Origin of the sequence: Sphingomonas adhaesiva (genome assembly GCF_002374855.1) — a bacterium.
GTDB classification, from domain to species: domain Bacteria; phylum Pseudomonadota; class Alphaproteobacteria; order Sphingomonadales; family Sphingomonadaceae; genus Sphingomonas; species Sphingomonas adhaesiva.
Map to the genome: position 1 here is coordinate 541,199 of NZ_NWVC01000001.1, position 25,897 is coordinate 567,095.

The following is a 25,897-nucleotide window of genomic DNA, read 5'->3' on the forward strand; positions in this document are numbered from 1 at the left end:
CCCCTTTAACCCCCGGGCGCCGGTATACCGTTTCACCCCCGTAGTCCTGCAACGCCCAAAGGCCGCTTCGGTTTCACCGGCACTGGCGCGACGCGGACATGCCGCCTAGTGTCCGCGCAAACATTAGTGCCGGGAGAGGGCCGTGAATTTCGATCTGGACGACGATCACCGCATGATCGCGGACCTCGTCCGCCGCTTTGTCGACGATGAACTGGTTCCGCTGGAAGGCGCGGTGCTGCAACGCGACGTGGCCGGCGACGGCCTCCACCTGTCGACTGCGGAGCGCGAGCGGATCGACCGTGTCTCGCGCGAAATGGGGCTGTGGGGACTGGATGCGCCCGCCGACGTCGGCGGACATGATCTGCCCGCCGTCGCGATGGTGGCGGTCAACGAGGCGCTGGGCCGCACGATCGTCCCCTACACCCTGCCCCCCGATTCCCCCAACCTGCGGATGCTCGCCGCGACCGTCGACGACCGCCAGCGCGAGGCGTATCTGGCGCCCTATGTGCGCGGCGAGACGATATCGGCGATCGGCATTTCGGAACCGGGCGCCGGCTCCGACCCTGCCGGGATGCGCACCACCGCGACGCGCGACGGCGACGACTGGCTGCTGAACGGGCGCAAGATCTGGATCACCCGCGCGGCCGAGGCCGATTTCACCATCGTCATGGCGGTGACTGACCGGGAAAAGGGCGCGCGCGGCGGCATGTCGGCGTTCCTGGTCGATCACGATGCGCCGGGCTTCAACGTCGTCCGCCCGATCCCGATGATCGGCGGCGAGACGACCTATGAGGTCGCGCTGGACGACTGCCGCGTGCCGGGATGGAAGCTGCTGGGCCAGGAGGGCCAGGGGTTCGCCCCGATGCAGCTGCGGCTGGGCACGCGCCGCGCGGAAATGGCCGCCAATGCAATCGGCATGGCGCAGCGCGCGCTCGACATGATGATCGACTATGCCCCGCAGCGCACCACCTTCGGCAAGCCGTTGAGCGAGCGGCAGACGGTGCAGAACTGGATCGCCGACGCCGCCATCCGTATCCACGCCGCGCGGCTGATGACCTACGACTGCGCGTGGAAGCTCGATCAGGGGCGCGACATCCGCACCGACATTTCGATGATCAAGAGCTTCGCGCTCGAAATGGCGTGGGACGTCCTCGACCATGCGATGCAGAGCTTCGGGGCGATTGGCGTGACGCGCGAGATGCCGCTGGCGCAGATGGCGGCGCGTATCCGCCTGATGCGTATCTACGACGGGCCGACCGAGATCCACAATTGGGTGGTCGCCCGCAACCTGCTGGGAACCCGTGCATGAACGACATGACCCGCCACATCGCCGTCTCCATCGCCGATCACGTCGCCACCGTGGTGATCGACCGCGCGCCCCACAATCACGTCAACGCGCGGCTGGTCGAGGCGCTGGCCGACACGTTCGAAGCGCTGGACCGCGACGACGCGGTGCGCGCGATCGTGCTGGCGACCGAGGGGAAGGTCTTCTGCGGCGGTGCCGACCTGACCGGGGACAAGCCGCTCGCCGACGACAGCGGGGAAAGCGAGACGCCTGCGCTCTACAGCGCCGCCGTCCGCCTGTTCGCGGCGAACAAGCCGGTCGTCGTCGCGGTGCAGGGCGCGGCGGTCGGCGCCGGCCTGGGCCTCGCGCTCGTCGGCGATTTCCGCGTCGCCGCGCCGGAGGCGCGCTTTTCGGCCAATTTCGTGACGCTGGGTTTCCATGCCGGCTTCGGCATCACCCACACGTTGCCGCGCGTCGTGGGGCAGCAACATGCCGCGATGATGCTGCTGACCGGACGGCGCGTGAAGGCCGAGGACGCGCTACGCTACGGCCTGGTCGACGAGGTCGCGCCGCTGGTCGAGGTGCGCGCCGCCGCCGTCCGGCTTGCCGCGGAGATCGCCGCCAACGCGCCGCTGGCGGTCGAGGCCACGCGCGCCACGCTGCGCGCCGATCTGGCGCAGGCGGTGCGTCAGCGCACCGATCACGAACGCGCCGAACAGGACCGGTTGATGCAGACCGCCGATTTCCGCGAGGGGATCAGCGCCGTCGGGGAACGCCGGCCGGGGCGCTTCGTTCGCGGCTAGACAGGATCGTCCGGCAAAATTTGTTGCCGCCTGCGACACATTTGCGACAAAGAGCCTGTAGGGCCGCGTCCCGGCGGGGCGGTACGTGGCTGGTTATGGAAGGGTGACAAGGCGGATGCGGATGCTGTCGAGCCGGGCGTCGTTGTGCGTCGCGGCTGCCTCCGGTTTGTTGGCGCTGTCCGCGTGCGGTGCCGGTGCCGGTGACGGCGCGCAGGGCAAGGGCAAGGGCGCGCAGGGCCAGGGCCAGGGTCGACCGACACAGGTCGGCTTCGTCGTCGTCCAGCCGACTGCTGTCGCGCAGACCACCGAACTTCCCGGCCGGACCGTGGCCTTCCAGAGTTCGGAAGTGCGACCGCAGGTGTCGGGCGTGATCCAGCGCCGCTTCTTCGAGGAAGGATCGATCGTCCGCCGCGGCCAGCCGCTGTACCAGATCGACCCCTCGCTCTACCGCGCCGCCGCCAATCAGGCGCGCGCCGGCGTCGCCAATGCGCAGGCGCAGTTCGAAGCCGCCCGGGTCCGCGCCGACCGCTACCGCCCGCTTGCCGAGATCGAGGCGGTCAGCAAGCAGGATTACACCGACGCCGTCGCCTCGCAGCGGCAGGCCGCGGCCAGCATCGCGCTTAACCGCGCGCAGCTGGAGACGGCGAGCGTCAACCTACGCTTCACCACCGTTCCTGCGCCGATCACCGGGCGGATTGGGCGCTCCCTGTTCACCGTCGGCGCGCTGGTCAGCGCGACGCAGGCCGATCCGCTGGCGACGATCCAGCAACTCGACCCGATGTTCGTCGACATCCAGCAATCCGCCGCCGACCTGCTCGCGCTGCGCCGCGCTCTGGCGTCGGGTGGAGTCACCCTGGCGCGGGCGACCGTCCGGCTCAAGCTGGAGGACGGCAGCGATTACGGCCGCACCGGCACGGTCGAATTCGCGGAGGTGGTCGTCGATCCGTCGACCGGCGCAGTGACGCTGCGCGCGCGCTTCCCCAATCCCGACGGACTGCTGCTGCCCGGCATGTTCGTGCGCGCCACCTTCTCGCAGGCGATCCAGCAGAACGTTTTCCTGGTCCCGCAACAGGCGATCACCCGCGATCCGCAGGGCCATGCGACGCTGTTCGTCGTCGGGGCGGACAACAAGGCGCAGCAGCGCACCGTCACCGCCCCGCGCACGCAGGGCGCCTATTGGGTGGTCACCGACGGGCTGAAGCCGGGCGACAGGATTATCACCCAGGGGCTGCGCGACCTGAAACCCGGCGCGGCGATCACCGCGGTTCCCGCGAACACGCCGCAGCGGATCGAGCCACCCTCGCCCGAACAGATGAAGAAGATGCAGCAGCAAAAGGGCGCGGCGGGCGCAGGCAAGGGCGGCTGACGCACCCATGTCGCGTATCTTCATCGATCGCCCCATCTTCGCATGGGTGCTGGCCATCATCGTGATGCTGGCGGGGGTCGGCGCGATCCTGTCGCTGCCGATCGCGCAATATCCCGACGTCGCGCCGCCGCAGGTGTCGGTGCGCGCCACCTTCCCCGGTGCCAATGCGCAGACGCTGCAGAACAGCGTGACCCAGGTGATCGAACAGCAGCTGTCGGGCCTCGACGGGCTGCTGTATTTCCAGTCGTCCTCCTCCAGCCGCGGCTCGGTGACGATCACCGCCACCTTCGCCAAGGGCACCGACCCCGATATCGCGCAGGTGCAGGTGCAGAACCAGGTGCAGCAGGCGGTCGCGCGCCTGCCGCAGCAGGTGCAGCAACAGGGGCTGGTGGTCCGCAAGTCGAACCCGGACTTCCTGCTGATCGTCGGCGTCTATGACGAAACCGACAAGCTGACCAACCGTGACGTGTCGGACTATCTGACGTCGAACCTGCAGGATCCGCTCAGCCGCATCCAGGGCGTCGGCGACACCAACGTGTTCGGTTCGCAATATGCGATGCGCATCTGGCTGGACCCGACGAAGCTCGCGTCGTTCCAGCTGATGCCCGGCGATGTCGTCACCGCGATCCAGAACCAGAATGCCGAGGTCGCGGCCGGCGAGGTCGGCGGGCAGCCGCAGCCCGATACGCAGATGCTCAACGCGGTCGTCACCGCGCAGTCGCGGCTGACCTCGCCGGAGGAATTCGCGAACATCATCCTCAAGACGCAGACCAGCGGCGCGACCGTTCGCATGCATGACGTCGCGCGGATCGAGCTGGGGTCGGAGAACTACAATGCGCGCAGCCGCGTCAATCGCCACCCCGGCGCGGGCCTCGCCGTGTTGCTGGCCCCCGGCGCCGACGCGCTCAAGACCGCCGAGCTGGTCAAGGCGCAGGTCGAGCAGGCATCGAAATCCTTCCCCGCCGGCCTGAAATACGCCTTCGCCAACGACACCACCGCCTTCATCAAGCTGTCGATCGAGGAAGTGGTCAAGACGCTGATCGAGGCGATCATCCTCGTCGTCATCGTCATGTTCGTGTTCCTGCAAAGCTGGCGCGCGACGCTGGTCCCCGCCATCGCGGTGCCGGTGGTGCTGCTGGGCACGTTCGCGGTCTTCTACGTCGCCGGCTTCTCGATCAACACGCTGACCTTGTTCGGGCTGGTGCTGGCGATCGGCCTGCTGGTCGACGACGCGATCGTCGTGGTGGAGAATGTCGAGCGGCTGCTGGAGGAGAACCCCGGCATGACCCCGCGCGAGGCGACGATCGAATCGATGAACGAGATCACCGTCGCGCTCGTCGCGATCGCGCTGGTCCTGTCGGCGGTGTTCCTGCCGATGGCATTCTTCGGCGGGTCGACCGGCGTGATCTACCGCCAGTTCTCGCTCACCATCGTCTCGGCAATGGTGCTGTCCGTGCTGGTCGCGCTGATCCTGTCGCCCGCGCTGACCGCGACCCTGCTGAAGCAGAAGCACGACGAACAGGGCGACCCGCTGGAACAGGGGTGGATCGCACGCAAGGCGCCGCGCGTCGCGCACCTGCTGGAACGCGCGCGCGACGGCTTCAACGACCGGTTCGATCGCGGCGTGCAGCGGTACGAAGCGGGCGTGCGCAGCGTCATCGACCACAAGGCGATCTGGCTGATCGTCTATGCGGCGACGGTCGCGCTGTTGGCCGTGCTGTTCCTTCGCCTGCCCACCGGCTTCCTGCCGACCGAGGATCAGGGCAGCGCCAGCATCCAGATCCAGCTGCCCGCCGGCGCCACGCAGGGCCGCACCTTCGATATCCAGAAGCAGGTCGAGCAATATTTCGCCCGGCACGAGGCGCAGAACGTGACGACCATGTTCACCGTCAGCGGCGGCGGTGGCGGCGGTGCGAGCGGCCAGAATACCGGTCAGGGCTTCCTCAACTTCGCCGACTGGGCCGACCGCCACGGCAAGGAGAATACCGCCGACGCGATCGTCGCGCGCGCCTCGGCGGCGTTCCGCGGCTTTCGCGACGCGCGCGTCTTCGCGCTGGTCCCGCCCGCGATCCGTGGCCTCGGCCAGTCGAACGGCTTCACGATGGAATTGCTCAACAGTGGCGGGCTGAGCGAACAGGCGTTCGCCGATGCCAAGGACCGCCTGCTGGCGGCCGCCAATGCCGATCCGGTGCTCGCCTCCGTTCGCCTGTCGGAGCTGCCCGACGTCGGCACGCTGAAGATCGATATCGACCAGCAGAAGATGTCCGCGCTCGGTCTCAACCAGTCGGACGTCAACGCCACGCTGTCGACCGCCTGGGGCGGGCGCTACGTCAACGACTTCATCGACCGCGGCCGCGTGAAGCGCGTGTTCGTGCAGGGCGATGCGCCCTATCGCGCCGAACCGGAGGACCTGAACAAATGGTTCGTCCGCGGATCGGCGGGGCAGATGGTGCCCTTCTCCGCCTTCGCGCGGATCGGCTGGACGCAGGCACCGGTGACGCTGTCGCGCTTCAACGGCATCTCCTCCTACGAATTGCAGGGACAGGGCGCGGCCGGCCGCAGTTCGGGCGACGCGATGGCGCGGATCGAGGAACTGGCCGCGCAGGTCCCCGGCACCAGCATCGCCTGGGCGGGTCTGTCCTATCAGGAACGGTTGTCGTCGGGTCAGGCACCGCTGCTCTACGCACTGTCGATCCTGGTCGTGTTCCTGTGCCTGGCGGCACTGTACGAAAGCTGGTCGATCCCGCTTGCCGTACTGCTCATCATCCCGCTGGGGCTGATCGGCGCGGTGCTGTTCACGACGCTGCGCGGGCTGGTCAACGACGTCTATCTGCAGATCGGCCTGCTGACCACGATGGGGCTGGCGGCGAAGAATGCGATCCTGATGATCGAGTTCGCCGAACAGGCCGAACGCCAGGGCAAGCGCGTGATCGACGCCGCACTGGAGGCCGCGCGGATCCGCCTGCGCCCGATCCTGATGACCAGCCTGGCGTTCATCTTCGGTGTGCTGCCGCTCGCCATCTCCACCGGCGCGGGCGCGAACAGCCGTATCGCGATCGGGACGTCGGTGATCGGCGGGATGCTGACCGCGACGGTGCTGGCGGTCTTCTACATCCCGCTGTTCTTCGTCCTGGTGCGTCGCGGCTTCCGCGATGGTCTGAAGGGCTTGCGCGGCGGCACCGGCCCGCGCGGACAGGACGGCGATGGCGGCAGCGACGGCGACAACGGTCCCGGCGGCGGTAGTGGCGGTGGCGATACGCCGCCGCAGCTGCCCGCGCCGCTCGAGCGCCCCGCGCTGCCCGCCCCGCAACCGGAGCCTTCGCGATGATCCGCCGCCTGTCCCCGCTACTCCTCGCGGTTGCGCTGCCCGCCTGCTCGATGGCGCCCACCTACGTCCGCCCCGCCGCGCCGGTGCCGCCGTCATGGCCGACCGGCGATGCCTATCTGCGGCAGAGCGAGGCGGCGCTGCCGACGGTCACCTATCGCGACATCTTCCGCGATGCGCGGCTGCAACGCCTGATCGACACTGCTTTGGCCAACAACCGCGACCTGCGCATCGCGGTCGCCAATATCGAGGCGGCGCGCGCGCAATATCGCATCCAGCGTGCCGATCTGCTGCCGCAGGTGAACGCCAATGCCGGCTACAGCTATCGCGACGGCGGCAGCGGGGGGGCGACCGTCGTGCCGGGTGTCGGCACCGGCACCGGCGGGACCGGTACCGGCGGCACAGGCACGGGTAACGGCACCGGCGGGACGACCGTTGTCGGCGGCGGGCGCAGCACGTTCCAGGCGCAGCTCGGCCTCACCGCGTTCGAGATCGACCTGTTCGGCCGGGTCCGCTCGCTGACGCAGGCGGCGCAGTCGCGCTATTTCGCGCAGGAAGCCGCCGCACGCGCAACCCGGCTGACGCTTGTCGGCGACATCGCCACCGCGTGGCTGAACTATGCCGCCGACCAGAGCCTGTTCGACGTGGCGCAGCAGACCGCGCAGAACGCGCGAGACAACGTCCGGCTGACCGACGCGCGCCGTCGCGGCGGTATCGCGCCGCGCACCGACCTGCGTCAGGCCGAACAGGTGCTTGCCACCGCGGAAGCCGATCTGGCACAGCAGCGCACCGCGCTGGCGCAGGACGTCAACGCGCTGCAACTGCTGACCGGCGCGCCGGTCGATCCCGCCCTGTTGCCGCGCGGGATCGAGGAAGCGGCCGCCACCGTCGGCGAACTGCCCGCCGGTCTCGATTCCGGCGTCCTGCTGCGCCGGCCGGACGTGGTGCAGGCCGAATATACGCTACGCGCCGCCAATGCGGAGATCGGTGCGGCGCGGGCCGCGCTGTTCCCCCGCATCTCGCTGACCGGGCTGCTGGGCTTCGCCAGCACCGCCCTCTCCAACCTGTTCACCGGCGGGGCGTTCACCTATTCGGTCGCGCCCAGCGCCAGCTATCCGATCTTCGCGGGCGGCGCCGCGCGCGCCAATGTCGCGCTCAGCCAGGCGCAGCGCGACGCCGCGCTCGCCAGCTACGAAGGAACGATCCAGACCGCGTTCCGCGAAGTCGCCGACGCCCTCGCCCGGCGCGGGACGATCGCGGACCAGCTGTCCGCCAACCAGCGCTTCTACCGCGCGGCGCAGGATACCGCGACGCTCAACACCGCGCGCTATCGCGGGGGGATCGACACCTTCCTGTCCGCGCTCGACGCGCAGCGTCAGCTGTACAGCGCGCAGCGCACGTTGGTGTCGACGCAACTGGTGCGCGCGACCAATCTGGTCACGCTGTATCGCGTGCTGGGCGGCGATTCGCTGCTCGACGCGTCAGCCGGCGGCCCGACCCTGCGCAATGCTGCACCACCGGGCGCAGCATCGCCGCAGCAAACCCAGCAGCCGTAGCGACTTGACGGCAGCGCCCGGGTCGCGGACGCTTCGGCCGCAACCGGGAGCGGCGCCAGTGGGACATTATCGGATTCGCCGTTTTCGCGCCGACGACCGGCTGGCGATGCAGACCTTCGCCAACGCACTGCCCGAACACGACCTGCTGTTCCTCGGCCGCGACCTGCGCCAGCCGCGCGTCATCGCGGCATGGCTGACCGCGATCGAGGACGGCTGGATCGACGGGCTGGTCGCGCTGGAGGATGACGTGCTGGTCGGTACCGCCGCGTTGGTCCGCGATCCGCTGGGGTGGAGCGCGCATGTCGGTGAGATTCGCCTGCTGGTCGCGGCCGACCGCCGCGGTGCGGGGCTGGGGCGCGATCTGCTGGAGGGCGTGATGCGCGTCGCCACCAACCGGGGCCTGGCGAAGCTTACTGCCGCGATGACGGCGGATCAGTCGGGGGCGATCGCGCTGTTCGCGGCACTCGGCTTCGAGACCGAAGCGCAATTGCGCGCGCACGTCCGCGACGGATCGGGACGTGCACACGATCTGGTCCTTTTGGCCCGCACGCTATCCTGAAGCGGCGTTACTCTCCGCGTTGCGGTGGCGTGACCGCCGCACGACCGAACGACATGATCAGCTCGCCGATCTGGCGCGCCTGGTCCATCGATCTCTTTCCCTGCGCGCGCAGGTAGTCGCCTTGGATCTGCATCACCTCCGACAGATCCTTGGCCTGCGCGGCGGCGCGCATCGCAGCGAACGCCTCCTGCGCATTGGCCTGTGCCTGGTCGATCATCGTCACGCCCAGTGCGGACGATTGCTCGGCGATCCGTTCGCCGCCCGCCTTCATCGCGGCCGCCGCGTCGGCGCCCATGCCCGTGGTCTGGTGATCCATTCGTCCTCTCCCCATGTCGTGCTGTCCTGCCCGATCAACCGGCAGCGCGATCCTTTGTTGCATCGCCCCGTCTTCGCCACAGATGGCTGGCAAGAGCCACGCTGCGCCCGTAGAAGGAGATCGTGATGCGCCCCATTTCGCTGCTGTGCCTGCCCGCGCTGCTCGCCGCCCTTCCCGCCGCCGCGCAGGATCCGGCCACCGATCCGCGCTGCGCCACGGTGCGCGTGGCGATGCCCGCGGAACTCGCGCGGTGGAGCAATCGCGCGCCGCTGGTCGCGGGCGCCACGACGCGCTCCGCCCCGGTGATGGTGATCGGCCAGGCGGCGGATGTGCGGCTGGGCACGATCGACGCGGCGACGCTGCCGGCAGCGCCCGGCCGCGCCGTGCCGGACAATGCCCCCTATGCGGGGCTGGCGCTGTTCCAGGTCGCACGCGCGGGCACCTATCGCGTCGCGCTGGGCGCGCCGGCCTGGATCGACGTCGTGCGCGCCGGCCGCGCACTCGCGTCCAGCGCGCATGGCCATGGCCCGATGTGCACCGGTATCCGCAAGATGGTCGACTTCCGCCTGACGCCGGGGCGCTACGTCCTGCAGATCAGCGGGCACGACGGCGCGAACATCCCGGTGATGATCGTGCGCGCACCGCGGACCGCGGCATGATCGCCGCGCTGCTCGCCGCCGCGCTGCAGGCAGCGGCTGCGACCCCCGCGCCGGTCGCGCCGGTGACGGCCCCCACCCCCGTCACCCTGACGCGCGTGCAATTGACCACCGCCGCCGGGCCGATCGTGATCGGCGTCGACACCAAGGCCGCCCCCGCGACCGCCGCGAATTTCCTGAAGTACGTCGATCAGAGGAAGCTCGACGGCGTCGCCTTCTATCGCGCGGTGAAGGTGGGTGACGGCTACGGCCTTGTCCAGTTCGGCACCCGCAACGATCCGAAGCGGACGCTGCCGCCGGTGCGCCACGAACCCACGACGCAGACCGGGCTGAGCCATGTCGACGGCGCGGTCTCGATGGCGATGGCCACGCCGGGAACCGCGGCGGGCGATTTCTTCGTCGTGGTCGGCGACATCACCTCAATGGACGCCAAGGGCACCGACCCCGGCTTCGCGGTGTTCGGCCGCGTGCTGGAGGGGATGGACGTGATCCGCCGCATCCTCGTCGCGCCGACGTCGCCGACGCTGGGCGATGGCGTGATGAAGGGGCAGATGCTCGCCCCGACGATCCGCATCGAAAGCGCCCGCCGCCTGCCCTGACGACGGGCGGGCGCTTGCGGGCGCCATGACGGAACGGTTACAACGGGCACCATAAGGAGCCTGTCCGATGACCACCACCCTCGCCACCCGCACCGACTGGACCGCGATCGGCGCCGATCTGCTCCCCGATGTCGTCGCGCTGCGCCGCGCGATCCATGCCGAGCCTGAGGTCGGGCTGCACTGCCCGCTGACGACGCAGAAGGCGAAGGCGGCGCTCGCCGGGCTGCCGCTGGAGATCCACGACAGCACCAGCACCACCGGCTTCGTCGCGATCCTGCGCGGCGGGCGCAGCGGCGCGGCGGGTTCGAACGGACGCACCGTGCTGCTGCGCGGCGACATGGACGCGCTGCCCATGACCGAGGAAACCGGGCTGCCGTTCGCCTCGATCATTCCCGGCGCGATGCACGCCTGCGGCCATGACGCGCATACCGCGATGCTGTTCGGCGCGGCCAAGGCGCTGTGCGCGCGGCGCGAGGAACTGGCGGGCACGATCGTCTTCATGTTCCAGCCGGGCGAGGAAGGCCATCACGGCGCGCGCCACATGATCGCCGACGGGCTGCTCGACATCGCACGGCCCGAAGCGGCGTTCGCGCTGCACATCTCCCCCAACGCCCCAGCCGGCGTGTTCGTCGGGCGAGAAGGCGCGCTGCTCGCCTCCACCGACACCGTGCTCGCGACGATCCGCGGCAAGGGCGGCCATGCCGCGATGCCGCACGAGGCGATCGACCCGATCCCGGTCGCCTGCGCGATCGTCACCGCGCTGCAACAGCATGTCGCCCGCCGCGTCCCCGTCGCCGACCCCGCGGTGCTGACGATCACGCAGATCCACGCCGGCTCCTCGCACAATATCATCCCGGGCGAGGTCAAGCTGATGGGCACGCTGCGCACGCTGTCCGAAACGACGCGAGAGGCGATGCGCGCCGCCTTCCACCAGATCGCGCAGGGGATTGCGGCCGCGCACGGCTGCACCGCGGACACGTCGATCGAGGAAGGCTATCCGGTCACGATGAACGATCCGCGCGCCACCGCGCTGATGCGCGATCTTGCCGGCACGATCAGCGGCGAGCGCGGCTGGTCCACGATGCCCGCCCCGATGATGGGCGGTGAGGATTTCAGCTACGTCCTGCGCGACGTGCCCGGCGCGATGGCCTTCATCGGCGTCGCCGCGGAGGGCAGCGACCCGCGCACCAACCCGCCGCTCCACAACACCCGCATGACCATCGACGAAGCGGTGATGGCCAAGGGCGTGGCCATGCACTGCGCGCTGGCGGAACGCTTCCTGGAACACGGCCTGGACTGAACGGCGCGGACGCTGCGCGACCCGCTTCCGTCATGCCGGACCTGTTCCGGCATCCACGTTTCCGCGAACGCACAAGCCCTTGCTCGTGCGGAAACATGGCCCAGGGTGCGCGCGAAACCTTTGAAAAGTCGGTGCTCCCGCCGCTCCCCTCCGTCACCCCGGACCCTTCGGCTTCGCTCAGGAGAGCCTTGTTCCGGGGTCCACTGTTCCGCGAAAGCAGATGCTTGCCAGTGTGCGGAAACATGGATGCCGGAACAAGTCCCGCATGACGGCGTGGGTTTTGCAAAGGTCCTGCGAGAGCCGGCATCCATGGTGCCGCAAAAGCAACGACCGTGAGGCGCGCCGACCACTTCCAGCGATCGCCTGGGAACATCTAAACGCTACGGCGCGCTCTGCTGGTACGGGCGGTCGGACTCGAACCGACAAGGATTGCTCCGGCGGATTTTGAGTCCGCTGCGTCTACCATTCCGCCACGCCCGCGTGCGAAGGTCGCGCGGCTTTGGCACGGTTGCCCGCGCCGGTCCAGTGGTGTCGGTCGATCCGTCGGTTCTTCAGTCGCGAAGCGACGGGCCGGACAGGGCCACCGCATCGGTATCGATCGCACTGTCGAAGGCGACGCCCGCGCGGCCCTCGGTTTGCCAGACGATATGGCCAGCGACCCAGCCGACGCCCGGCACGTCGATCTCCACCGCGCTGCCGGGGGACAAGGGATCGGGCAGTTCCGCCATCAGGCCGCCGGCGGACAGGTTGCGCACGCGCACCATCGCCGAGCCGGCCACCCCCGCCACACGCAGCGCGACCGTCGCGGATATCGCACGCCGGCCGCCGGTCGGCTCACCCTGGGGAATGTCGCTCACCATCTGCGTCCGCGCCGCCCTGCCCTGTCGTTGGCTACGGCATGGCCGTACCGCCGCGAACGTAAAGCGAAGGTTACCGCCCCGCGCGATCAGTCGTCGCGCGACACCTTTTCGTTACGCTCGTGCCGCTCCTGCGCCTCGACCGTCATCGTCGCGATCGGGCGCGCTTCCAGCCGGCCCAGGCTGATCGGCTCGCCGGTTACTTCGCAATAGCCGTACTCGCCCTCGTCGATGCGGCGCAGCGCGGCGTCAATCTTGGAGATCAGCTTGCGCTGGCGATCGCGCGTGCGCAGTTCCAGCGACCAGTCGGTCTCACTCGACGCGCGATCGGTCAGATCGGATTCGCGCAACGAATCGACCTGCAACTGCGACAGCGTCCCCTGCGATTCGCGGCGGATCGCATCCTTCCATTCCAGCAACTTGCGACGGAAATAAGCCTGCTGGCGCGGGTTCATGAACGGCTCGTCCGCGCTGGGGCGATAGCCGTCGTCGGCCACCACATCGGGCACCGCAATCTCGCCGGGTTCGTCCTTGATTCGATCCACTGCCGTCGCCATCGATCTGCTCCCGCCCGCGCCCCGGGGATGTTCGTCCTCCCCTCGGCGCCCCCGCTTGGCCGCGCCTATAGAGAGCCGCGACGCCGGGGACAAGCGAGCAGCCCGACTGTCGCACGAAGCCGCTGTCGGGGCGCTGAACGGGGCCGGCTGGACGACATGCCCGTTTCGAAGAAAATGCCCCGCCATGGGACAGTCGCGGGGGCGCCCAAGGTAAACGCCCTTGCCCTTAAGGGATTATTCCGCGTTTGTCGGCATGACGAAATCTCTTTGCATCGACCCAGCGGCGGGCAGCGCGCCGTCAACGAAAGAAGAAACCTATGTCCGTGCGGATGGCCCTGGCGAAACTTTGTGCCTGCACATGCGGTGGGGCGCTGATCGGCGGCGGGGCGGTGCATGTGGCGGAAACCAAGGGGCGGACGGTCTTCGCCAAGAAGGCGACGACGCGCGTCGTGCGCCGCTCGGTCGCCGGCCCGGCGACGAAGCTGCGCCGCGTCGTGCGCGCCGGGGCGGCCTGCCCCCCCGCCACCGTGACGATCGCGACGCAGGCCGCACCGGTCCCGTTGCCCCCCGCCCCGGCCTATTCCGGTGGCGGCGGCTATAGCGATCCGGGCGGGTTCGGCGGCGGCGGTTTCGGCGGCGGCGGGTTCTTCGCCGGTGGCTTCTTCGGCGGTTCGGGTGGCGGCAGCAGCGGGAGCATCGTCGTGTCCTCGACGTCCAGCACCAGCGGGTCGTCCTCGACGTCCTCCGGCGCGGTCGCCAGTTCGACGTCGTCGGGCAACGTGTCCTCCACGGGCAACGTCTCGTCGTCGGGCATCATCTCGTCGTCGGGGAACGTTTCCTCCTCGGGTAACGTGTCCAGCTCGTCCTCTGGCAACGTGTCCAGCTCGACCTCGTCGTCCTCCTCGGGCAACGTATCCAGCTCCACGTCGTCGTCGGGCAACGTGTCGTCCTCGACCTCGTCGTCCAGTTCGACCAGCGGATCGTCGTCGACCTCCTCCTCGACGTCCAGCTCGTCCTCGTCGTCCTCCTACGGCTCCAGTTCCAAGGGGTGGAGTTCCAGCCATGGCTGGCATCCGCATCCCAAGCCGCCCAGCAGCAGCGGGACGAGCAGCGGCGATCCCGCACCCGTTCCGGCTCCGCCGATGATCCTGCTGTTCGGCGCGGCCGCCGCCGCACTGGTCGCGCGCCGCCGCCTGTCGGCGAAGGCTTCCTGATCGCCCACCCTCGATAGGTCGGGCAGAAGGGCCGGCGCTTCCCAGCGAAACGCCGGCCCTTTTTCCTTGCGTCAGGCCGACAGCAGGGCCTTCTCGATGTCCGGGATCGGGTGCCCGGTCAGGTCTTTGGCCAGTTCGCCGGCCAGGCGGTCGCTGACCTCCTTGTGATAATGTTTGCGCAGCTCGCCCAGCGTTCGCGGCGCGGCGACGATGATGAGCGATTCGAACTCGTTCGCCAGCGCCCGCCGCTTCAACAGGTCGGCGGCGTCGGCGGCGAAGCGATCTTCCTCCTGCTGGTGGAAATCGGTTTCGCCCATCGTGCCGGACACCGTGGATGATGCCGCACCCGCGGCGTCGGTTTTCTGCTCGCGATCGGCGGGGTTCACGCGTTCCTCGGCATGTTCGACCTGCAGATTCGGATAGGCCTCGTCGCCTTCGTTGCGCAGGAACAGCAACTTGCGGCCATCGACCACCAGCACGACCGATTGATGGGGGACTTGCATGGCGCTTTCTCCTTGTTGTTCTTGTCTGTGCCGGAAGAACGCCGCCGCCGCGGGCCGGGTTGCCTCGCCCCCGTGACGCCGCCATAGCGCGTGGCCATGCATGACATCCGCCTGATCCGTGACGATCCCGCCGCTTTCGATGCCGCCATGGCGCGGCGCGGCGCCCCGGCCGTGGCCGATACGCTCGTCGCGCTCGACCGCCGCCGCCGCGAGGTGACGACCGAGGCGCAGACCGCGCAGGCGCGCCGCAATGAAGCGTCGAAGGCGATCGGCGCGGCCAAGGCGCAGAAGGACGAGGCGACCGCCGCCGCGCTGATGGCCGAGGTGGCGACGCTGAAGCAACGCCTGCCCGAACTGGAGGCGGAGGAGGCGCGGCTGGGCGCCGATCTCGACGCGCAGCTTGCCGCGCTGCCGAACGTCCCCGCCGCCGACGTACCCGATGGCGCGGACGAGGACGACAATCTGTTGGTCCACGAACGCGGCACCCGGCCCGATTTCGCCTTTACCCCCCGCGAGCATGACGCGATCGGCCCCGCGCTGGGCCTCGATTTCGAAACCGGCGTGGCGATCGCCGGCGCGCGCTTCACGCTGGTGCGCGGCCACGCCGCACGGCTCCAGCGCGCGCTGGGCCAGTTCATGCTCGATCGCCTGACGCGCGAACATGGCTATGAGGAAGTCGCCCCGCCGCTGCTGGTCCGTGACGAGGCGGTGTTCGGCACCGGGCAGCTGCCCAAGTTCGCCGAGGACCTGTTCCGCACCACCGATGGCCGCTGGCTGATCCCCACCGCGGAAGTATCGCTGACCAATATCGTGCGCGAACAGATCCTGTCGCATGACGTCCTGCCGCTGCGCTTCGCCGCGCTGACGCCGTGCTTCCGCTCGGAAGCCGGCGCGGCGGGCCGCGACACGCGCGGCTACATCCGCCAGCACCAGTTCGAAAAGGTCGAGATGGTGTCGATCGTCCCGCCCGAGGCGAGCGAGGAGGAGCATGAGCGGATGACCGCCTGTGCGGAGGGCGTGCTGGACGCGCTGGGCCTTGCCTATCGCCGCATGAAATTGTGCACCGGCGACATGGGCTTCACCGCCGCGCGCACCTACGATCTGGAGGTGTGGCTCCCCGGGCAGGCGCGCTATCGCGAGATTTCCAGCTGCTCGACCTGCACCGATTTCCAGGCGCGCCGCATGAACGCCCGCTACCGGCCGGAGGGGGAGAAGGCGACGCGCTTCGTCCATACCCTCAACGGCTCCGGGCTGGCGGTCGGGCGCACGCTGGTCGCGGTGCTGGAAAACTATCAGCAGGCCGAGGGTTCGGTCGCGGTGCCCGATGTGCTGCAACCCTATCTGGGCGGCCTGAACCGGCTGGAGCCGCGCTGATGCGAATCCTGCTGGCAAACGACGACGGCTATCACGCGCCCGGCCTTGCGGTGCTGGAGAAGATCGCGCGGCAATTGTCCGACGACGTGTGGATCGTCGCCCCCGCCGAGGAACAGTCCGGCACCGGCCGCTCGCTGACGCTCGGCCGTCCGCTGCGCGTTCACCGCTTCGCCGAAAAGCGCTTCGCGGTGACCGGCACGCCCACCGACGCGGTGATGTTCGCGCTGGCGCAGATCATGCGCGACACGCCCCCCGACCTGATCCTGTCGGGTGTCAACCGAGGCGCCAACCTGGGCGAGGACGTGATGTATTCCGGCACCGCCTCGGCGGCGATGGAGGGCGCGCTGGCGGGTATCCGCTCGGTCGCGCTCAGCCAGGTCTATGGCGCGGTGGAGCCGGGCGACGACGTGTCGTTCGCCGTCGCGGAGGAATGGGGCGCGCGCGTCCTGCGCCCGCTGATCGACGCCGAATGGGCACCACGCTCGATGGTCAACATCAACTTCCCCGTGGGTGATCCGGCCGACGTGAAGGGCGTGCGCGTCGTGCCGCAGGGGCTGCGCGACTATGGCCGCGTGCGCTTCGACGCGCGCAAGGATCCGCGCGGCTTCGACTATTTCTGGCTGGCGCTCGCCGGGGTCGCCACGCCCGCCGCGCGCGACACCGATCTGACCACCGTTTCTGACGGATGGGTAACCGTGACCCCGCTGCATCTGGACCTGACGCTGCATTCATCGTTAACGTCGTTGAGGGACGTGTACGCACGGTCGTAGCGGGGGCGACGAATGACAAGGTGGAGGACGCCGGGGCGGTTGCTGCCCGGCGGTCTGGCGGCTGTGCTGACGGGATGCATCCCGCCGGGCGTGCCGGATGGCGGAACCGTCCGCTACCCCGCCCCGACCGCCACCTATCCCGCTGCCGCGCGCCCGCGCACAACGTCTCAGGCCATGGCCGCCCCCGTGACCCAGCTTCCGGCGCCGCGCCCGGCATGGGAAGCGCGTCCGGTCACCCCCGACGCGGCGATCGTCACCGCCCAGACCTACACCGTGCGCAGCGGCGATACGCTGGCGGCGATCGCCGATCGCACCGGCGCCTCGGCCGACGCGATCGCGCGCGCCAACGCGCTGCTGCCGCCCTATGTCGTCGTCGCCGGACAGACGCTGTCGATCCCGGGCGGGCGCTATCACCGCGTCCATCCCGGCGAAACCGGGATCGCGATCGCGCGCGCCTATGGCGTGCCCTGGTCGCAGGTGGTCGCCGCGAACGATCTGGTCGAACCGTTCATCCTTCGCGCCGGTCAGCGCATCCTGATCCCCGGCGTGCCCGACCGGACGAGCAGCGCCGCCGAACGCGCCGCCGCCTTCCGCCTCGACGTCGATTCGATCCTGACCGGCGGCGAACCCGCGGTCGCGGCGAACCAGCCAGCCGTCACTCCGACGCCCGCTCCGCGCCCGACGCCGGGCGCGCCCAAGCCGCCGCCGCGCGCGTTGCCCGCCACCACCCCGGTGATCGCGCCCGCCGCCGCGCCCGGGCGCTTCATCTGGCCGGTGTCGGGCCAGGTCGTCCGTCGCTTCGGCGCGGGCGCCAGCGGGGAACGCAGCGACGGCATCAAGATCGCCGTCCCGCTCAACACCCCCGTCAAGTCGATCGCCGACGGCACCGTCGCCTATGCCGGCGACGGGATCGCCGCACTGGGCGGGCTGGTCATCATCCGCCACGGCGGCGGCTGGACCTCGGTCTATGGCCACGCCGCCAAGCTCCTGGTGCGGCGCGGCGATCCGGTCACCCGCGGCCAGACGATCGCGCTCAGCGGCGCGACCGGCTATGCCGACCGGCCGGAGCTGCATTTCGAGCTGCGGCGCGGGCGCACCCCCGTCGATCCCACCGCGCAATTGCCGCGACGCTGACGCGCGTGTAACGCCCCGTCCCGTCATGAGCGAATTTTCGTCCGATCTCCTCCGCCTCCTGTCGGAACGCGGCTACATCCACCAGACGACCGATGCGGCCGCGCTCGATGCGCTGGCCGCCAAACAGGTGGTGCCCGGCTATATCGGCTTCGATCCGACCGCGCCGTCGCTCCACGTCGGCAGCCTGGTGCAGATCATGCTGCTGCGCCGCCTGCAACAGGCGGGACACAAGCCGTACGTGCTGATGGGCGGCGGCACCGGCAAGATCGGCGACCCCAGCTTCAAGGACGAGGCGCGCAAGCTGTCGTCCGACGACGTGATCGCCGCCAACATCGCCGGCATCCAGCGCATTTTCGACCGGTTCCTGACCTTCGGCGATGGCCCCACCGATGCGGTGATGGTCAACAACGCCGACTGGCTCGACAAGCTGGAATACATCCCCTTCCTGCGCGAGGTCGGGCAGCATTTCAGCGTCAACCGCATGCTGTCGTTCGATTCGGTGAAGCTGCGGCTGGACCGCGAACAGTCGCTCAGCTTCCTCGAATTCAATTACATGATCCTGCAGGGCTACGACTTCCGCGAACTGGCGCGGCGCCACGGCGTGCGCGTCCAGATGGGCGGCAGCGACCAATGGGGCAATATCGTCAACGGCATCGAACTGGCGCGCCGGATGGACGGGGCCGAGGTGTTCGGCATCACCACCCCGCTCCTGACCACCGCCGACGGGCACAAGATGGGCAAGACCGTGTCGGGTGCGGTGTGGCTGCACGAGGATCAGCTGTCGCACTTCGATTACTGGCAGTTCTGGCGCAACACCGACGATCGCGACGTCGGCCGCTTCCTGCGACTGTTCACCGACGTGTCGCTGGACGAGATCGCCCGGCTGGAGGCGCTGGAGGGCGCCGAGATCAACGAGGCGAAGAAGGTGCTCGCCAACGAAGCGACCGCCATGTGCCGCGGCCGCGCGGCGGCGGACGGGGCCGCGGATACCGCGCGCCGCACCTTCGAGGAAGGCGCCAGCGGCGGATCGCTGCCGTCGATCACCGCCGACGGCACGATCACGCTGGTCGATGCGCTGGTCGAGCTCGGCTTCGCTGCGTCCAAGGGGGAGGCACGCCGCCTCATCAAGGGCGGCGGCGCGCGTATCGACGGGGAGAAGGTGTCGGACGAGGGCGCGGTGGTGACGCTCGCCGGCCAGCCGGTGCGCGTGTCGGCCGGAAAGAAGCATCACGGCATCGTCCACCCCGCCTGAGACAAACGGGGTAAAGACGATCGCCACCCGTAACGTTTCATCCTTCCTTAAACCGGATGTCGTGTTGTCGGCAGCGGGCTTGGGAAAGGTATCCGCGTGGGACGTCCGGCGATCGCCATCTTCGAGGAACGCGCCGAGGCGCGCGACGAAACCATGTTCCGCGCGCGCGGCCGCAGCGACGACACATCCTTTCCGATGACGATCGTCAACGTATCCCCGCACGGTTTCATGGCGCGCTGCGATACCGGCCTGCCGGTCGGGGCGCTGGTATCCGTGACCCTGCCGGTGGTCGGCGACTTCACCGGCGAGGTGCGCTGGACGCTCGGCGGGCGGATCGGCTGCCGGCTGACCCGCGAGATCCCGCCCGCGCTCTACCAGTTCGCGCTCGCGGCGATGCGCTGACGTCACCCCGATCGCAGCAACGCCACTCCCGCGTCACGTTCGAACAGATACAGCGCCACCCGCGCCGCCTGGCCGCGCTCGCCCTCCAGCCCGCCGTCGCGGTCGATCAGCAGCCGCGCATCGTCGGTCGCCGCGGGCAGCAGCTCGCCCAGCAGCTCCGGCGTCGCCAGCCGGAACATCGCCTCCCCCGACTGCCGCGTCCCCAGCAATTCGCCCGCCCCGCGCAGCCGCAGGTCTTCCTCCGCGATGCGGAACCCGTCGTTGGTCTCGCGCATCAGCGCCAGTCGTGCGCGCGCCGTCTCGCTCAGCGCGCTGCCGCGCAGCAATAGGCACACCGACCGCCCCCCGCCGCGTCCCACCCGCCCGCGCAGCTGGTGCAGCTGCGCCAGCCCGAAACGGTCGGCATGTTCGATGACGATCAGCGTCGCATTGGGCACGTCCACGCCGACCTCGATCACCGTCGTCGCCACCAGCACGCCGGTGTCGCCGGCGGAAAAGCGCGCCATCACGGCGTCCTTCTCCGCCCCGCGCATCCGCCCGTGGACCAGCCCGACACGGTCGCCGAACCGGCTCGCCAGCGCCGCCGCCCGCGCCTCCGCTGCCTGAAGGTCGCTGGTCTCGCTCTCCTCGACCAGCGGGCACACCCAATAGGCCTGCTTTCCCTCCGACAGGTGGCGGCCCAGCGCGTTCACCACCTCGTCGACGCGCTCCTCGGACACCACGCGCGTCTCGATCGGCTCGCGTCCCGGCGGCATCTCGTCCAGCCGGCTCTGGTCCATCTCGCCATGCAGCGCCAGCGTCAGCGTGCGCGGGATCGGCGTCGCGGTCATCGCCAGCACATGCGGCGGCTGACGGCCCTTGTCCTGCAACAGCATCCGCTCCGCCACGCCGAACCGGTGCTGCTCGTCCACCACCACCAGCCCCAGGTCGCGATAGCCGACCGCCTCCTGGAAGATGGCGTGCGTGCCGACCAGGATGTGGATCGAACCGTCCGCCAGCCCCATCAGCGTCGCCTCACGTGCGCGGCCCTTGTCGCGCCCGGTCAGCACCGCGATCTCCACCGGCAGTCCCGCCAGCGTCCGCCGCAGCGTCTCGAAATGCTGGCGCGCCAGGATCTCGGTCGGCGCCAGCATCGCGCCCTGCGCCCCCGCCTCCACCGCGATCAGCAGCGCCATCGCCGCCACCAGCGTCTTGCCCGACCCGACATCGCCCTGCAGCAGCCGCAGCATCGGGGAGGATTGCGCCATGTCCCCCTCGATCTCGCGCACGCTGCGCGCCTGTGCGCCCGTCAGCTGGTACGGCAGCCGCAGCATGTCGCGCAGCCGCCCATCGCCGGCCAACGCGCGCCCGCGCCGTCGCCGCGTGTCGGCGCGCACGATCGACAGCGCCAGCTGATTGGCGAACACCTCGTCATAGGCCAGCCGCGCACGCGCGGTCGCATCCGCCGGGTCGGCATGGATGCGCGCCGCCGCCTCGCGCCAGTCGGGCCAGCCATGCCGCGCCTTCAGGCTCGGCTCGATCCATTCGGCCAGAGCCGGGGCGCGCCCCAGCGCCTGCTCGACCAGCCCCGCCAGCCGGCGTGAGGTCATCCCCTCGCTCAGCGGATAGATCGCCTCGCGCTCGCGGAAGGCGTCGTCCTCGCCGACGATCTCCGGATGGATGATCTGCAATTCCTGGCCATATTGCTCCAGCTTGCCCGAAATGCGCTTCGCCTCGCCCAGCGGCAGCTGCTTCTTCGCCCAGCCCGACGATCCGCCGAAATAGACCAGGCTCACGTGATTGCCGTGCGCATCGACCGCCTGCACCCGCGTCGGCCCGCGCGGCGAGGAGGAGGTGCGGTATTCGCGCGGGGTCACGGTGATCGTGATCGTCCGGCCGACGTCGCCCTCCATCAGTTCGTCGCGCGCCACGCGGTCGACCCAGCCCGACGGCAGGTGGAACAGCAGGTCGACGACCCGCGCGATGCCCAGCCGGTCCAGCGGCTTGGCCAGCGTCGGGCCGACGCCCTTCAGCGCCTGTACCTCGGCGAACAACGGATTGAGGATATCGGGTCGCATGACTATGTCCGTCGGACTATTCCGCCCCTGCCCGTCATGCCAGCGAAAGCTGGCATCTTTTCGTGATCGGGCGCACCTGTCGCAGACGATGCCAGCCCGGCTGGCGTGACGAAAGAGAACGCTTGGACCACGACATCCGCCTGAAACGCCTGCGCTTCCGCGCCTGGCACCGCGGTACCCGCGAGGCCGATCTGATGATCGGCGGCTTCTTCGACGCGCACGGCGCCAGCTGGACGCCCGACCAGCTCGACTGGTTCGAGGCGCTGCTGGAGGAGCAGGACGTCGACATCATGGGCTGGGCGATCGGCTCCATCCCCTGCCCGCCCGAATGGGAGGGGGAGATGATGGACACGATGCGCCGCGTCGATTTCGTCACGGTACTTAATCCGGGGATGTAAGTTCTAACTCCCTCTCCCCGCCGGGGAGAGGGCCGGGGTGAGGGGCCGGGGTCTCGCAGAGGCGAGCCTCTCGGCGAGACACCCGCCCCTCCCCCAACCCTCTCCCCGGTGGGGAGAGGGCTATGAAGGTTTCTGATGCCCGACCTTTCCACGATCCTGAAGGCCGCCGCGCCGCTCACCCTGTCCGGCGTCCCCGCGGGCTTTCTGCCGGTGCTGCTCGCCGATCTGGCGCGCGCCGCGCCCACCCGCGCGGTGTTCGTCGCCCCCGACGAGGCGCAGATGCGCGCCATCGCCGCCGCCGCGACCTTCTTCGCGCCGGAGCTGGAGGTGGTGCAGCTGCCCGCCTGGGACTGTCTGCCGTTCGATCGCGCCAGCCCGACGCTCAGGATCATGGCCGAACGGATCGGCGCGCTCCACCGGCTCCAGCACAAGCCCGGCGCGGCGCAGCTGGTGCTGACCACCGTCAACGCGATGACGCAGCGAACGCTGACGCCGTTCCGCATCCGCCAGCTGGTCGCCGAGCTGAAACCGGGTGCGCGGCTGGGGATCGAGAAGCTGGGCGCGCTGCTCCAGGCGAACGGCTACGTCCGGACCGATACCGTCCACGATCAGGGCGAATATGCGGTGCGCGGCGGGCTGGTCGATCTGTTCCCCAGCGGCGAGGAACAAGCGCTGCGGCTCGACTTCTTCGGCGACGAGATTGAAAGCGTCCGCACCTTCGATCCCGCCGACCAGCGCACCACCGGGCGCATCGACCGCTTCGTGCTGCTCCCCGCGTCCGAGGCGCTGCTGGACGAGGATAGCGTGAAGCGCTTCCGCACCCGCTATCGCGAAACCTTTGGCGCCACTGCGACCGGCGACCCGCTGTACCAGGCGGTCAGCGAAGGGCGACGGCTGGCGGGGATGGAACATTGGCTGCCGCTGTTCGAGGACAAGCTGGCGACGCTGTGGGATCATCTGGGCGACGATGCGATCGTCGTGCGCGATGCCGGCACCCCCGCCGCGGTCGAGGCGCGGCTGGAATCAATCGCCGATTATTACGACAACCGGAAGCGCGCCGAGGCGGCCGAACCGGGCAGCTATCGCGCGCTGCCCGCAAAAACGCTGTATCTCGACCCCAAGGAATGGGCCGCGTGCGTCGCGGACGCACCCGCGCACCTCGTCACGCCGTTCCACGAACCAGAATCGGCAACGGTGCTCGACTTCAACGTCGACGGCCCGCGCGATTTCGCGCCGGAGCGCGCGAACCAGAGCAACGTCTACGAAGCGGTCGTCGCGCATGTCGCGCGGCTGCGCAAGGACGGGCGCAAGCCGGTGCTCGCCAGCTATTCGATCGGCGCGCGCGACCGGCTGCGCAACCTCCTTCAGGACCACGGGCTGACCGGCGCGGCGCTGGCCGATACCTGGCAGGAGGCGCTGGGCGTCGCCGATCGCGGCGTCGCGCTGACAGTGGTGCCGCTCGATCACGGCTTCACCGCGCCGGACGTCGCGGTGCTGACCGAGCAGGACATGCTGGGCGACCGGCTGGTCCGCCGCAACAAGCGCCGCAAGTCCGCCGACGCCTTCCTGGCGGAACTCGCCACGCTGTCGCCGGGCGATCTGGTGGTGCACACCGATCACGGCATCGGCCGCTATGTCGGGCTGACGCAGGTGCCGGTCGCCAAGGCGCCGCACGATTGCGTCGCGCTGGAATATGCCGGCGGCGACAAGCTCTACATCCCGGTCGAGAATCTCGAGGTCCTCTCGCGCTACGGCTCGTCGGAGGAAGGCGGCACGCTCGACCGGCTGGGCGGCGAGGCATGGCAGCGCCGCAAGTCGAAGATGAAGGAGCGCATCCGCGAGATCGCGGGTGAGCTGATCGCGGTCGCCGCCGAGCGCGCACTGCGCCCCGGCGAGGTCGCCGAGCCGGACGCCAGCGGCTACCCCAGCTTCGTCGATCGCTTCCCGTACGAGGAAACCGACGATCAGGATCGCGCGATCGCCGACGTGCTGGGCGATCTGTCGGCGGGCAAGCCGATGGACCGGCTGATCGTCGGCGACGTCGGCTTCGGCAAGACCGAGGTCGCGCTGCGCGCCGCCTTCGTCGCGGCGATGGCGGGAATGCAGGTGGCGGTCGTCTGCCCCACCACGCTGCTGGCGCGCCAGCACCACCAGAATTTCCTGCAACGCTTCGAAGGCTTCCCGCTGGAGATCGGCCGCCTGTCGCGCCTCGTCCCCGCGGCGGAGGCGAAGAGGGTCAAGGAAGGGCTGTCCGCGGGTACGATCGACATCGTCATCGGCACCCATGCGCTGCTCGCCAAGGGCGTCGATTTCAAGCGCCTCGGCCTCGTCATCGTCGATGAGGAACAGCGGTTCGGCGTCACGCACAAGGAACGGCTGAAGACGCTGCGTGCCGACGTCCACATGCTGACGCTGACGGCCACGCCGATCCCGCGCACGCTCCAGATGGCGATGTCGGGCCTGCGCGAACTGTCGGTGATCCAGACCCCGCCGGTCGATCGCCTGGCGGTGCGCACCTATGTCATGCCGTGGGATCCGGTCGTCCTGCGCGAGGCGCTGCTGCGCGAACATTATCGCGGCGGGCAAAGCTTCGTGGTGACCCCGCGCGTCGCCGACCTGCCCGACCTCGAGGACTATCTGCGCAAGGAAGTGCCCGAGATCCGCTACGTCGTCGCGCACGGCCAGATGGCCCCGACCGAGGTCGAGGAGCGGATGAGCGCCTTCTACGACAAGAAGTTCGAGGTGCTGGTGTCGACCACGATCATCGAAAGCGGCATCGACATTCCGTCCGCCAACACGATGATCGTCAATCGCGCCGACCGCTTCGGGCTGGCGCAGCTCTACCAGCTGCGCGGCCGCGTCGGCCGGTCGAAGACGCGCGCCTACGCCTATATGGTCGCCCCCCCCGAACGACAGATGACCGAGGCGGCGGAGAAGCGGCTGAAGGTGCTGTCCGACCTCGATTCGCTCGGTGCCGGGTTCCAACTGGCCAGCCACGATCTCGACATCCGCGGCGCGGGCAATTTGCTGGGCGACGAACAGTCCGGGCATATCAAGGAAGTCGGCTACGAACTCTACCAGTCGATGCTGGAAGAGGCGATCATGGAGGCCAAGGCCGGCGGCCTGCGCGAACGCCAGCGCGATTTCTCGCCGCAGATCACCGTCGATGCGCCGATCCTGATCCCGGAGGACTATGTCCCCGACCTCGACCTGCGGATGGGCCTCTACCGTCGCCTCAACGATGTCGACGACGTGCGCGGGCTGGAGGAATTCGCCGCGGAGATGATCGACCGCTTCGGCGCGCTGCCGGAGGCGACCGACAATCTGGTCAAGATCATGGAGATCAAGCTCAACGCGCGGACCGCGTGCGTCGCCAAGCTGGACGTCGGGCCGAAGGGCGCGCTCGTCACCTTCCACGACGATACGCCGCCCAACGTCCCGGCCCTGCTCGCCTATGTCGACAAGCTGGGCGGCATCGCGAAGCTGCGCCCGGATTCGAAACTGGCGCTGACCCGCGCGTGGAACGATCCGAAGGCGCGGCTGCACGGCGCGCTGCAATTGTCGAAGGGACTGGCTAAGGCGGCGGGGTGACGCGGCGACGGGGTGAACATCGG

Annotated in this window: 22 protein-coding genes and 1 tRNA gene; 17 read left to right on the forward strand and 6 right to left on the reverse strand. The window is 69.5% G+C overall.

The features are described from left to right. Window positions 1-142: 142 nt before the first annotated feature. The 6 genes from COA07_RS02695 (at window position 143) to COA07_RS02720 (ending at window position 8,894) form a co-directional block, all read left to right on the forward strand. Window positions 143-1,309: an acyl-CoA dehydrogenase family protein gene (locus COA07_RS02695; protein WP_066709891.1), complete on the forward strand. Its 1,167-nt coding sequence runs from the start codon at window positions 143-145 to the stop codon at window positions 1,307-1,309. Continuing rightward, a complete protein-coding gene (locus COA07_RS02700; RefSeq protein ID WP_245841960.1) occupies window positions 1,306-2,088 on the forward strand; it encodes an enoyl-CoA hydratase/isomerase family protein in 783 nt (260 codons plus the stop codon). The genes COA07_RS02695 and COA07_RS02700 overlap by 4 nt, the downstream gene beginning before the upstream one ends. Window positions 2,089-2,209: 121 nt before the next feature. Further along, window positions 2,210-3,454, forward strand: a complete 1,245-nt coding sequence (locus COA07_RS02705; protein ID WP_083956813.1) for an efflux RND transporter periplasmic adaptor subunit — start codon at window positions 2,210-2,212, stop codon at window positions 3,452-3,454. Window positions 3,455-3,461: 7 nt separating this feature from the next. After that, window positions 3,462-6,782 carry a multidrug efflux RND transporter permease subunit gene (locus tag COA07_RS02710; RefSeq protein ID WP_066709887.1) on the forward strand — a complete coding sequence of 1,107 codons (3,321 nt, stop codon included), beginning with the start codon at window positions 3,462-3,464 and terminating at the stop codon, window positions 6,780-6,782. Then, complete coding sequence (locus COA07_RS02715; RefSeq protein ID WP_066709884.1) at window positions 6,779-8,335, forward strand: efflux transporter outer membrane subunit; 1,557 nt, start codon at window positions 6,779-6,781, stop codon at window positions 8,333-8,335. Before COA07_RS02710 ends, COA07_RS02715 begins: the two co-directional genes overlap by 4 nt. A gap of 58 nt (window positions 8,336-8,393) precedes the next feature. Next, complete coding sequence (locus tag COA07_RS02720) at window positions 8,394-8,894, forward strand: GNAT family N-acetyltransferase (RefSeq protein WP_245841961.1); 501 nt, start codon at window positions 8,394-8,396, stop codon at window positions 8,892-8,894. A 7-nt stretch (window positions 8,895-8,901) separates the two neighbouring features. On the opposite strand, the gene COA07_RS02725 is transcribed toward COA07_RS02720, so the two are convergent. After that, entirely contained in the window at window positions 8,902-9,210 is a 309-nt protein-coding gene (locus COA07_RS02725; protein ID WP_066709882.1) for a phasin family protein, read from the reverse strand. 125 nt (window positions 9,211-9,335) lie between these two features. On the opposite strand from COA07_RS02725, the gene COA07_RS02730 reads away from it, so the two are divergent. The 3 genes from COA07_RS02730 (at window position 9,336) to COA07_RS02740 (ending at window position 11,765) form a co-directional block, all read left to right on the forward strand. After that, on the forward strand, window positions 9,336-9,869 hold the full coding sequence (locus tag COA07_RS02730; protein WP_066709879.1) for a hypothetical protein: 534 nt from the start codon (window positions 9,336-9,338) through the stop codon (window positions 9,867-9,869). Then, a complete protein-coding gene (locus COA07_RS02735) occupies window positions 9,866-10,465 on the forward strand; it encodes a peptidylprolyl isomerase (RefSeq protein WP_066709877.1) in 600 nt (199 codons plus the stop codon). Before COA07_RS02730 ends, COA07_RS02735 begins: the two co-directional genes overlap by 4 nt. A gap of 67 nt (window positions 10,466-10,532) precedes the next feature. Beyond that, window positions 10,533-11,765, forward strand: a complete 1,233-nt coding sequence (locus tag COA07_RS02740; RefSeq protein ID WP_066709875.1) for a M20 metallopeptidase family protein — start codon at window positions 10,533-10,535, stop codon at window positions 11,763-11,765. 396 nt (window positions 11,766-12,161) lie between these two features. Here the strand turns inward: COA07_RS02740 and COA07_RS02745 are convergent. From COA07_RS02745 to dksA, 3 genes are all read right to left on the reverse strand, one after another. Continuing rightward, window positions 12,162-12,245, reverse strand: a tRNA-Leu gene (locus COA07_RS02745). A 71-nt stretch (window positions 12,246-12,316) separates the two neighbouring features. Continuing rightward, a complete protein-coding gene (locus tag COA07_RS02750; RefSeq protein ID WP_245841962.1) occupies window positions 12,317-12,622 on the reverse strand; it encodes a PilZ domain-containing protein in 306 nt (101 codons plus the stop codon). An 89-nt stretch (window positions 12,623-12,711) separates the two neighbouring features. Continuing rightward, window positions 12,712-13,179, reverse strand: a complete 468-nt coding sequence (gene dksA / locus COA07_RS02755; RefSeq protein ID WP_066709870.1) for an RNA polymerase-binding protein DksA — start codon at window positions 13,177-13,179, stop codon at window positions 12,712-12,714. A 329-nt stretch (window positions 13,180-13,508) separates the two neighbouring features. Between dksA and COA07_RS02760 the strand changes: the two genes are divergently transcribed. Next, window positions 13,509-14,393, forward strand: coding sequence for a hypothetical protein (locus COA07_RS02760; RefSeq protein WP_245841963.1), 885 nt, complete (start codon window positions 13,509-13,511; stop codon window positions 14,391-14,393). Window positions 14,394-14,464: 71 nt separating this feature from the next. On the opposite strand, the gene COA07_RS02765 is transcribed toward COA07_RS02760, so the two are convergent. After that, the gene (locus COA07_RS02765; RefSeq protein WP_066712855.1) at window positions 14,465-14,896 is read right to left on the reverse strand and encodes a host attachment family protein; all 432 of its coding nucleotides are present in this window, start codon (window positions 14,894-14,896) and stop codon (window positions 14,465-14,467) included. 96 nt (window positions 14,897-14,992) lie between these two features. Here COA07_RS02765 and serS point away from each other — a divergent pair, with 96 nt between their 5' ends. The 5 genes from serS to COA07_RS02790 all read left to right on the forward strand — a co-directional run bounded on the left by serS (window position 14,993) and on the right by COA07_RS02790 (window position 19,828). Then, the gene (gene serS, locus COA07_RS02770) at window positions 14,993-16,270 is read left to right on the forward strand and encodes a serine--tRNA ligase (RefSeq protein ID WP_066712857.1); all 1,278 of its coding nucleotides are present in this window, start codon (window positions 14,993-14,995) and stop codon (window positions 16,268-16,270) included. Beyond that, window positions 16,270-17,040, forward strand: coding sequence for a 5'/3'-nucleotidase SurE (surE, locus tag COA07_RS02775; RefSeq protein ID WP_066712859.1), 771 nt, complete (start codon window positions 16,270-16,272; stop codon window positions 17,038-17,040). Before serS ends, surE begins: the two co-directional genes overlap by 1 nt. 12 nt (window positions 17,041-17,052) lie before the next feature. After that, entirely contained in the window at window positions 17,053-18,174 is a 1,122-nt protein-coding gene (locus COA07_RS02780; protein ID WP_096640408.1) for a M23 family metallopeptidase, read from the forward strand. Between the two features lie 25 nt (window positions 18,175-18,199). Then, complete coding sequence (tyrS, locus tag COA07_RS02785; RefSeq protein ID WP_066708369.1) at window positions 18,200-19,426, forward strand: tyrosine--tRNA ligase; 1,227 nt, start codon at window positions 18,200-18,202, stop codon at window positions 19,424-19,426. Between the two features lie 96 nt (window positions 19,427-19,522). Continuing rightward, window positions 19,523-19,828, forward strand: coding sequence for a PilZ domain-containing protein (locus COA07_RS02790; RefSeq protein ID WP_083956758.1), 306 nt, complete (start codon window positions 19,523-19,525; stop codon window positions 19,826-19,828). A gap of 2 nt (window positions 19,829-19,830) precedes the next feature. Here the strand turns inward: COA07_RS02790 and recG are convergent, their stop codons facing one another. Next, window positions 19,831-21,885: an ATP-dependent DNA helicase RecG gene (gene recG / locus COA07_RS02795; RefSeq protein WP_066708364.1), complete on the reverse strand. Its 2,055-nt coding sequence runs from the start codon at window positions 21,883-21,885 to the stop codon at window positions 19,831-19,833. 122 nt (window positions 21,886-22,007) lie between these two features. Between recG and COA07_RS02800 the strand changes: the two genes are divergently transcribed. Beyond that, the gene (locus COA07_RS02800) at window positions 22,008-22,283 is read left to right on the forward strand and encodes an FAD assembly factor SdhE (protein WP_066708361.1); all 276 of its coding nucleotides are present in this window, start codon (window positions 22,008-22,010) and stop codon (window positions 22,281-22,283) included. 135 nt (window positions 22,284-22,418) lie between these two features. Beyond that, window positions 22,419-25,874 carry a transcription-repair coupling factor gene (gene mfd / locus COA07_RS02805; RefSeq protein WP_066708357.1) on the forward strand — a complete coding sequence of 1,152 codons (3,456 nt, stop codon included), beginning with the start codon at window positions 22,419-22,421 and terminating at the stop codon, window positions 25,872-25,874. Window positions 25,875-25,897: the final 23 nt, after the last annotated feature.

Bases quoted from the DNA above. Each gene is read 5' to 3' on its own strand.
- COA07_RS02705 (WP_083956813.1), top strand. From the start codon at position 2,210: ATGCTGTCGAGCCGGGCGTCGTTGTGCGTCGCGGCTGCCTCCGGTTTG.
- COA07_RS02725 (WP_066709882.1), bottom strand. From the start codon at position 9,210: ATGGATCACCAGACCACGGGCATGGGCGCCGACGCGGCGGCCGCGATG.
- COA07_RS02730 (WP_066709879.1), top strand. From the start codon at position 9,336: ATGCGCCCCATTTCGCTGCTGTGCCTGCCCGCGCTGCTCGCCGCCCTT.
- COA07_RS02780 (WP_096640408.1), top strand. From the start codon at position 17,053: ATGACAAGGTGGAGGACGCCGGGGCGGTTGCTGCCCGGCGGTCTGGCG.
- COA07_RS02735 (WP_066709877.1), top strand. From the start codon at position 9,866: ATGATCGCCGCGCTGCTCGCCGCCGCGCTGCAGGCAGCGGCTGCGACC.
- recG (WP_066708364.1), bottom strand. From the start codon at position 21,885: ATGCGACCCGATATCCTCAATCCGTTGTTCGCCGAGGTACAGGCGCTG.
- tyrS (WP_066708369.1), top strand. From the start codon at position 18,200: ATGAGCGAATTTTCGTCCGATCTCCTCCGCCTCCTGTCGGAACGCGGC.
- COA07_RS02765 (WP_066712855.1), bottom strand. From the start codon at position 14,896: ATGCAAGTCCCCCATCAATCGGTCGTGCTGGTGGTCGATGGCCGCAAG.
- surE (WP_066712859.1), top strand. From the start codon at position 16,270: ATGCGAATCCTGCTGGCAAACGACGACGGCTATCACGCGCCCGGCCTT.
- serS (WP_066712857.1), top strand. From the start codon at position 14,993: ATGCATGACATCCGCCTGATCCGTGACGATCCCGCCGCTTTCGATGCC.
- COA07_RS02740 (WP_066709875.1), top strand. From the start codon at position 10,533: ATGACCACCACCCTCGCCACCCGCACCGACTGGACCGCGATCGGCGCC.
- COA07_RS02715 (WP_066709884.1), top strand. From the start codon at position 6,779: ATGATCCGCCGCCTGTCCCCGCTACTCCTCGCGGTTGCGCTGCCCGCC.
- dksA (WP_066709870.1), bottom strand. From the start codon at position 13,179: ATGGCGACGGCAGTGGATCGAATCAAGGACGAACCCGGCGAGATTGCG.
- COA07_RS02700 (WP_245841960.1), top strand. From the start codon at position 1,306: ATGAACGACATGACCCGCCACATCGCCGTCTCCATCGCCGATCACGTC.
- COA07_RS02760 (WP_245841963.1), top strand. From the start codon at position 13,509: ATGGCCCTGGCGAAACTTTGTGCCTGCACATGCGGTGGGGCGCTGATC.
- COA07_RS02710 (WP_066709887.1), top strand. From the start codon at position 3,462: ATGTCGCGTATCTTCATCGATCGCCCCATCTTCGCATGGGTGCTGGCC.
- mfd (WP_066708357.1), top strand. From the start codon at position 22,419: ATGCCCGACCTTTCCACGATCCTGAAGGCCGCCGCGCCGCTCACCCTG.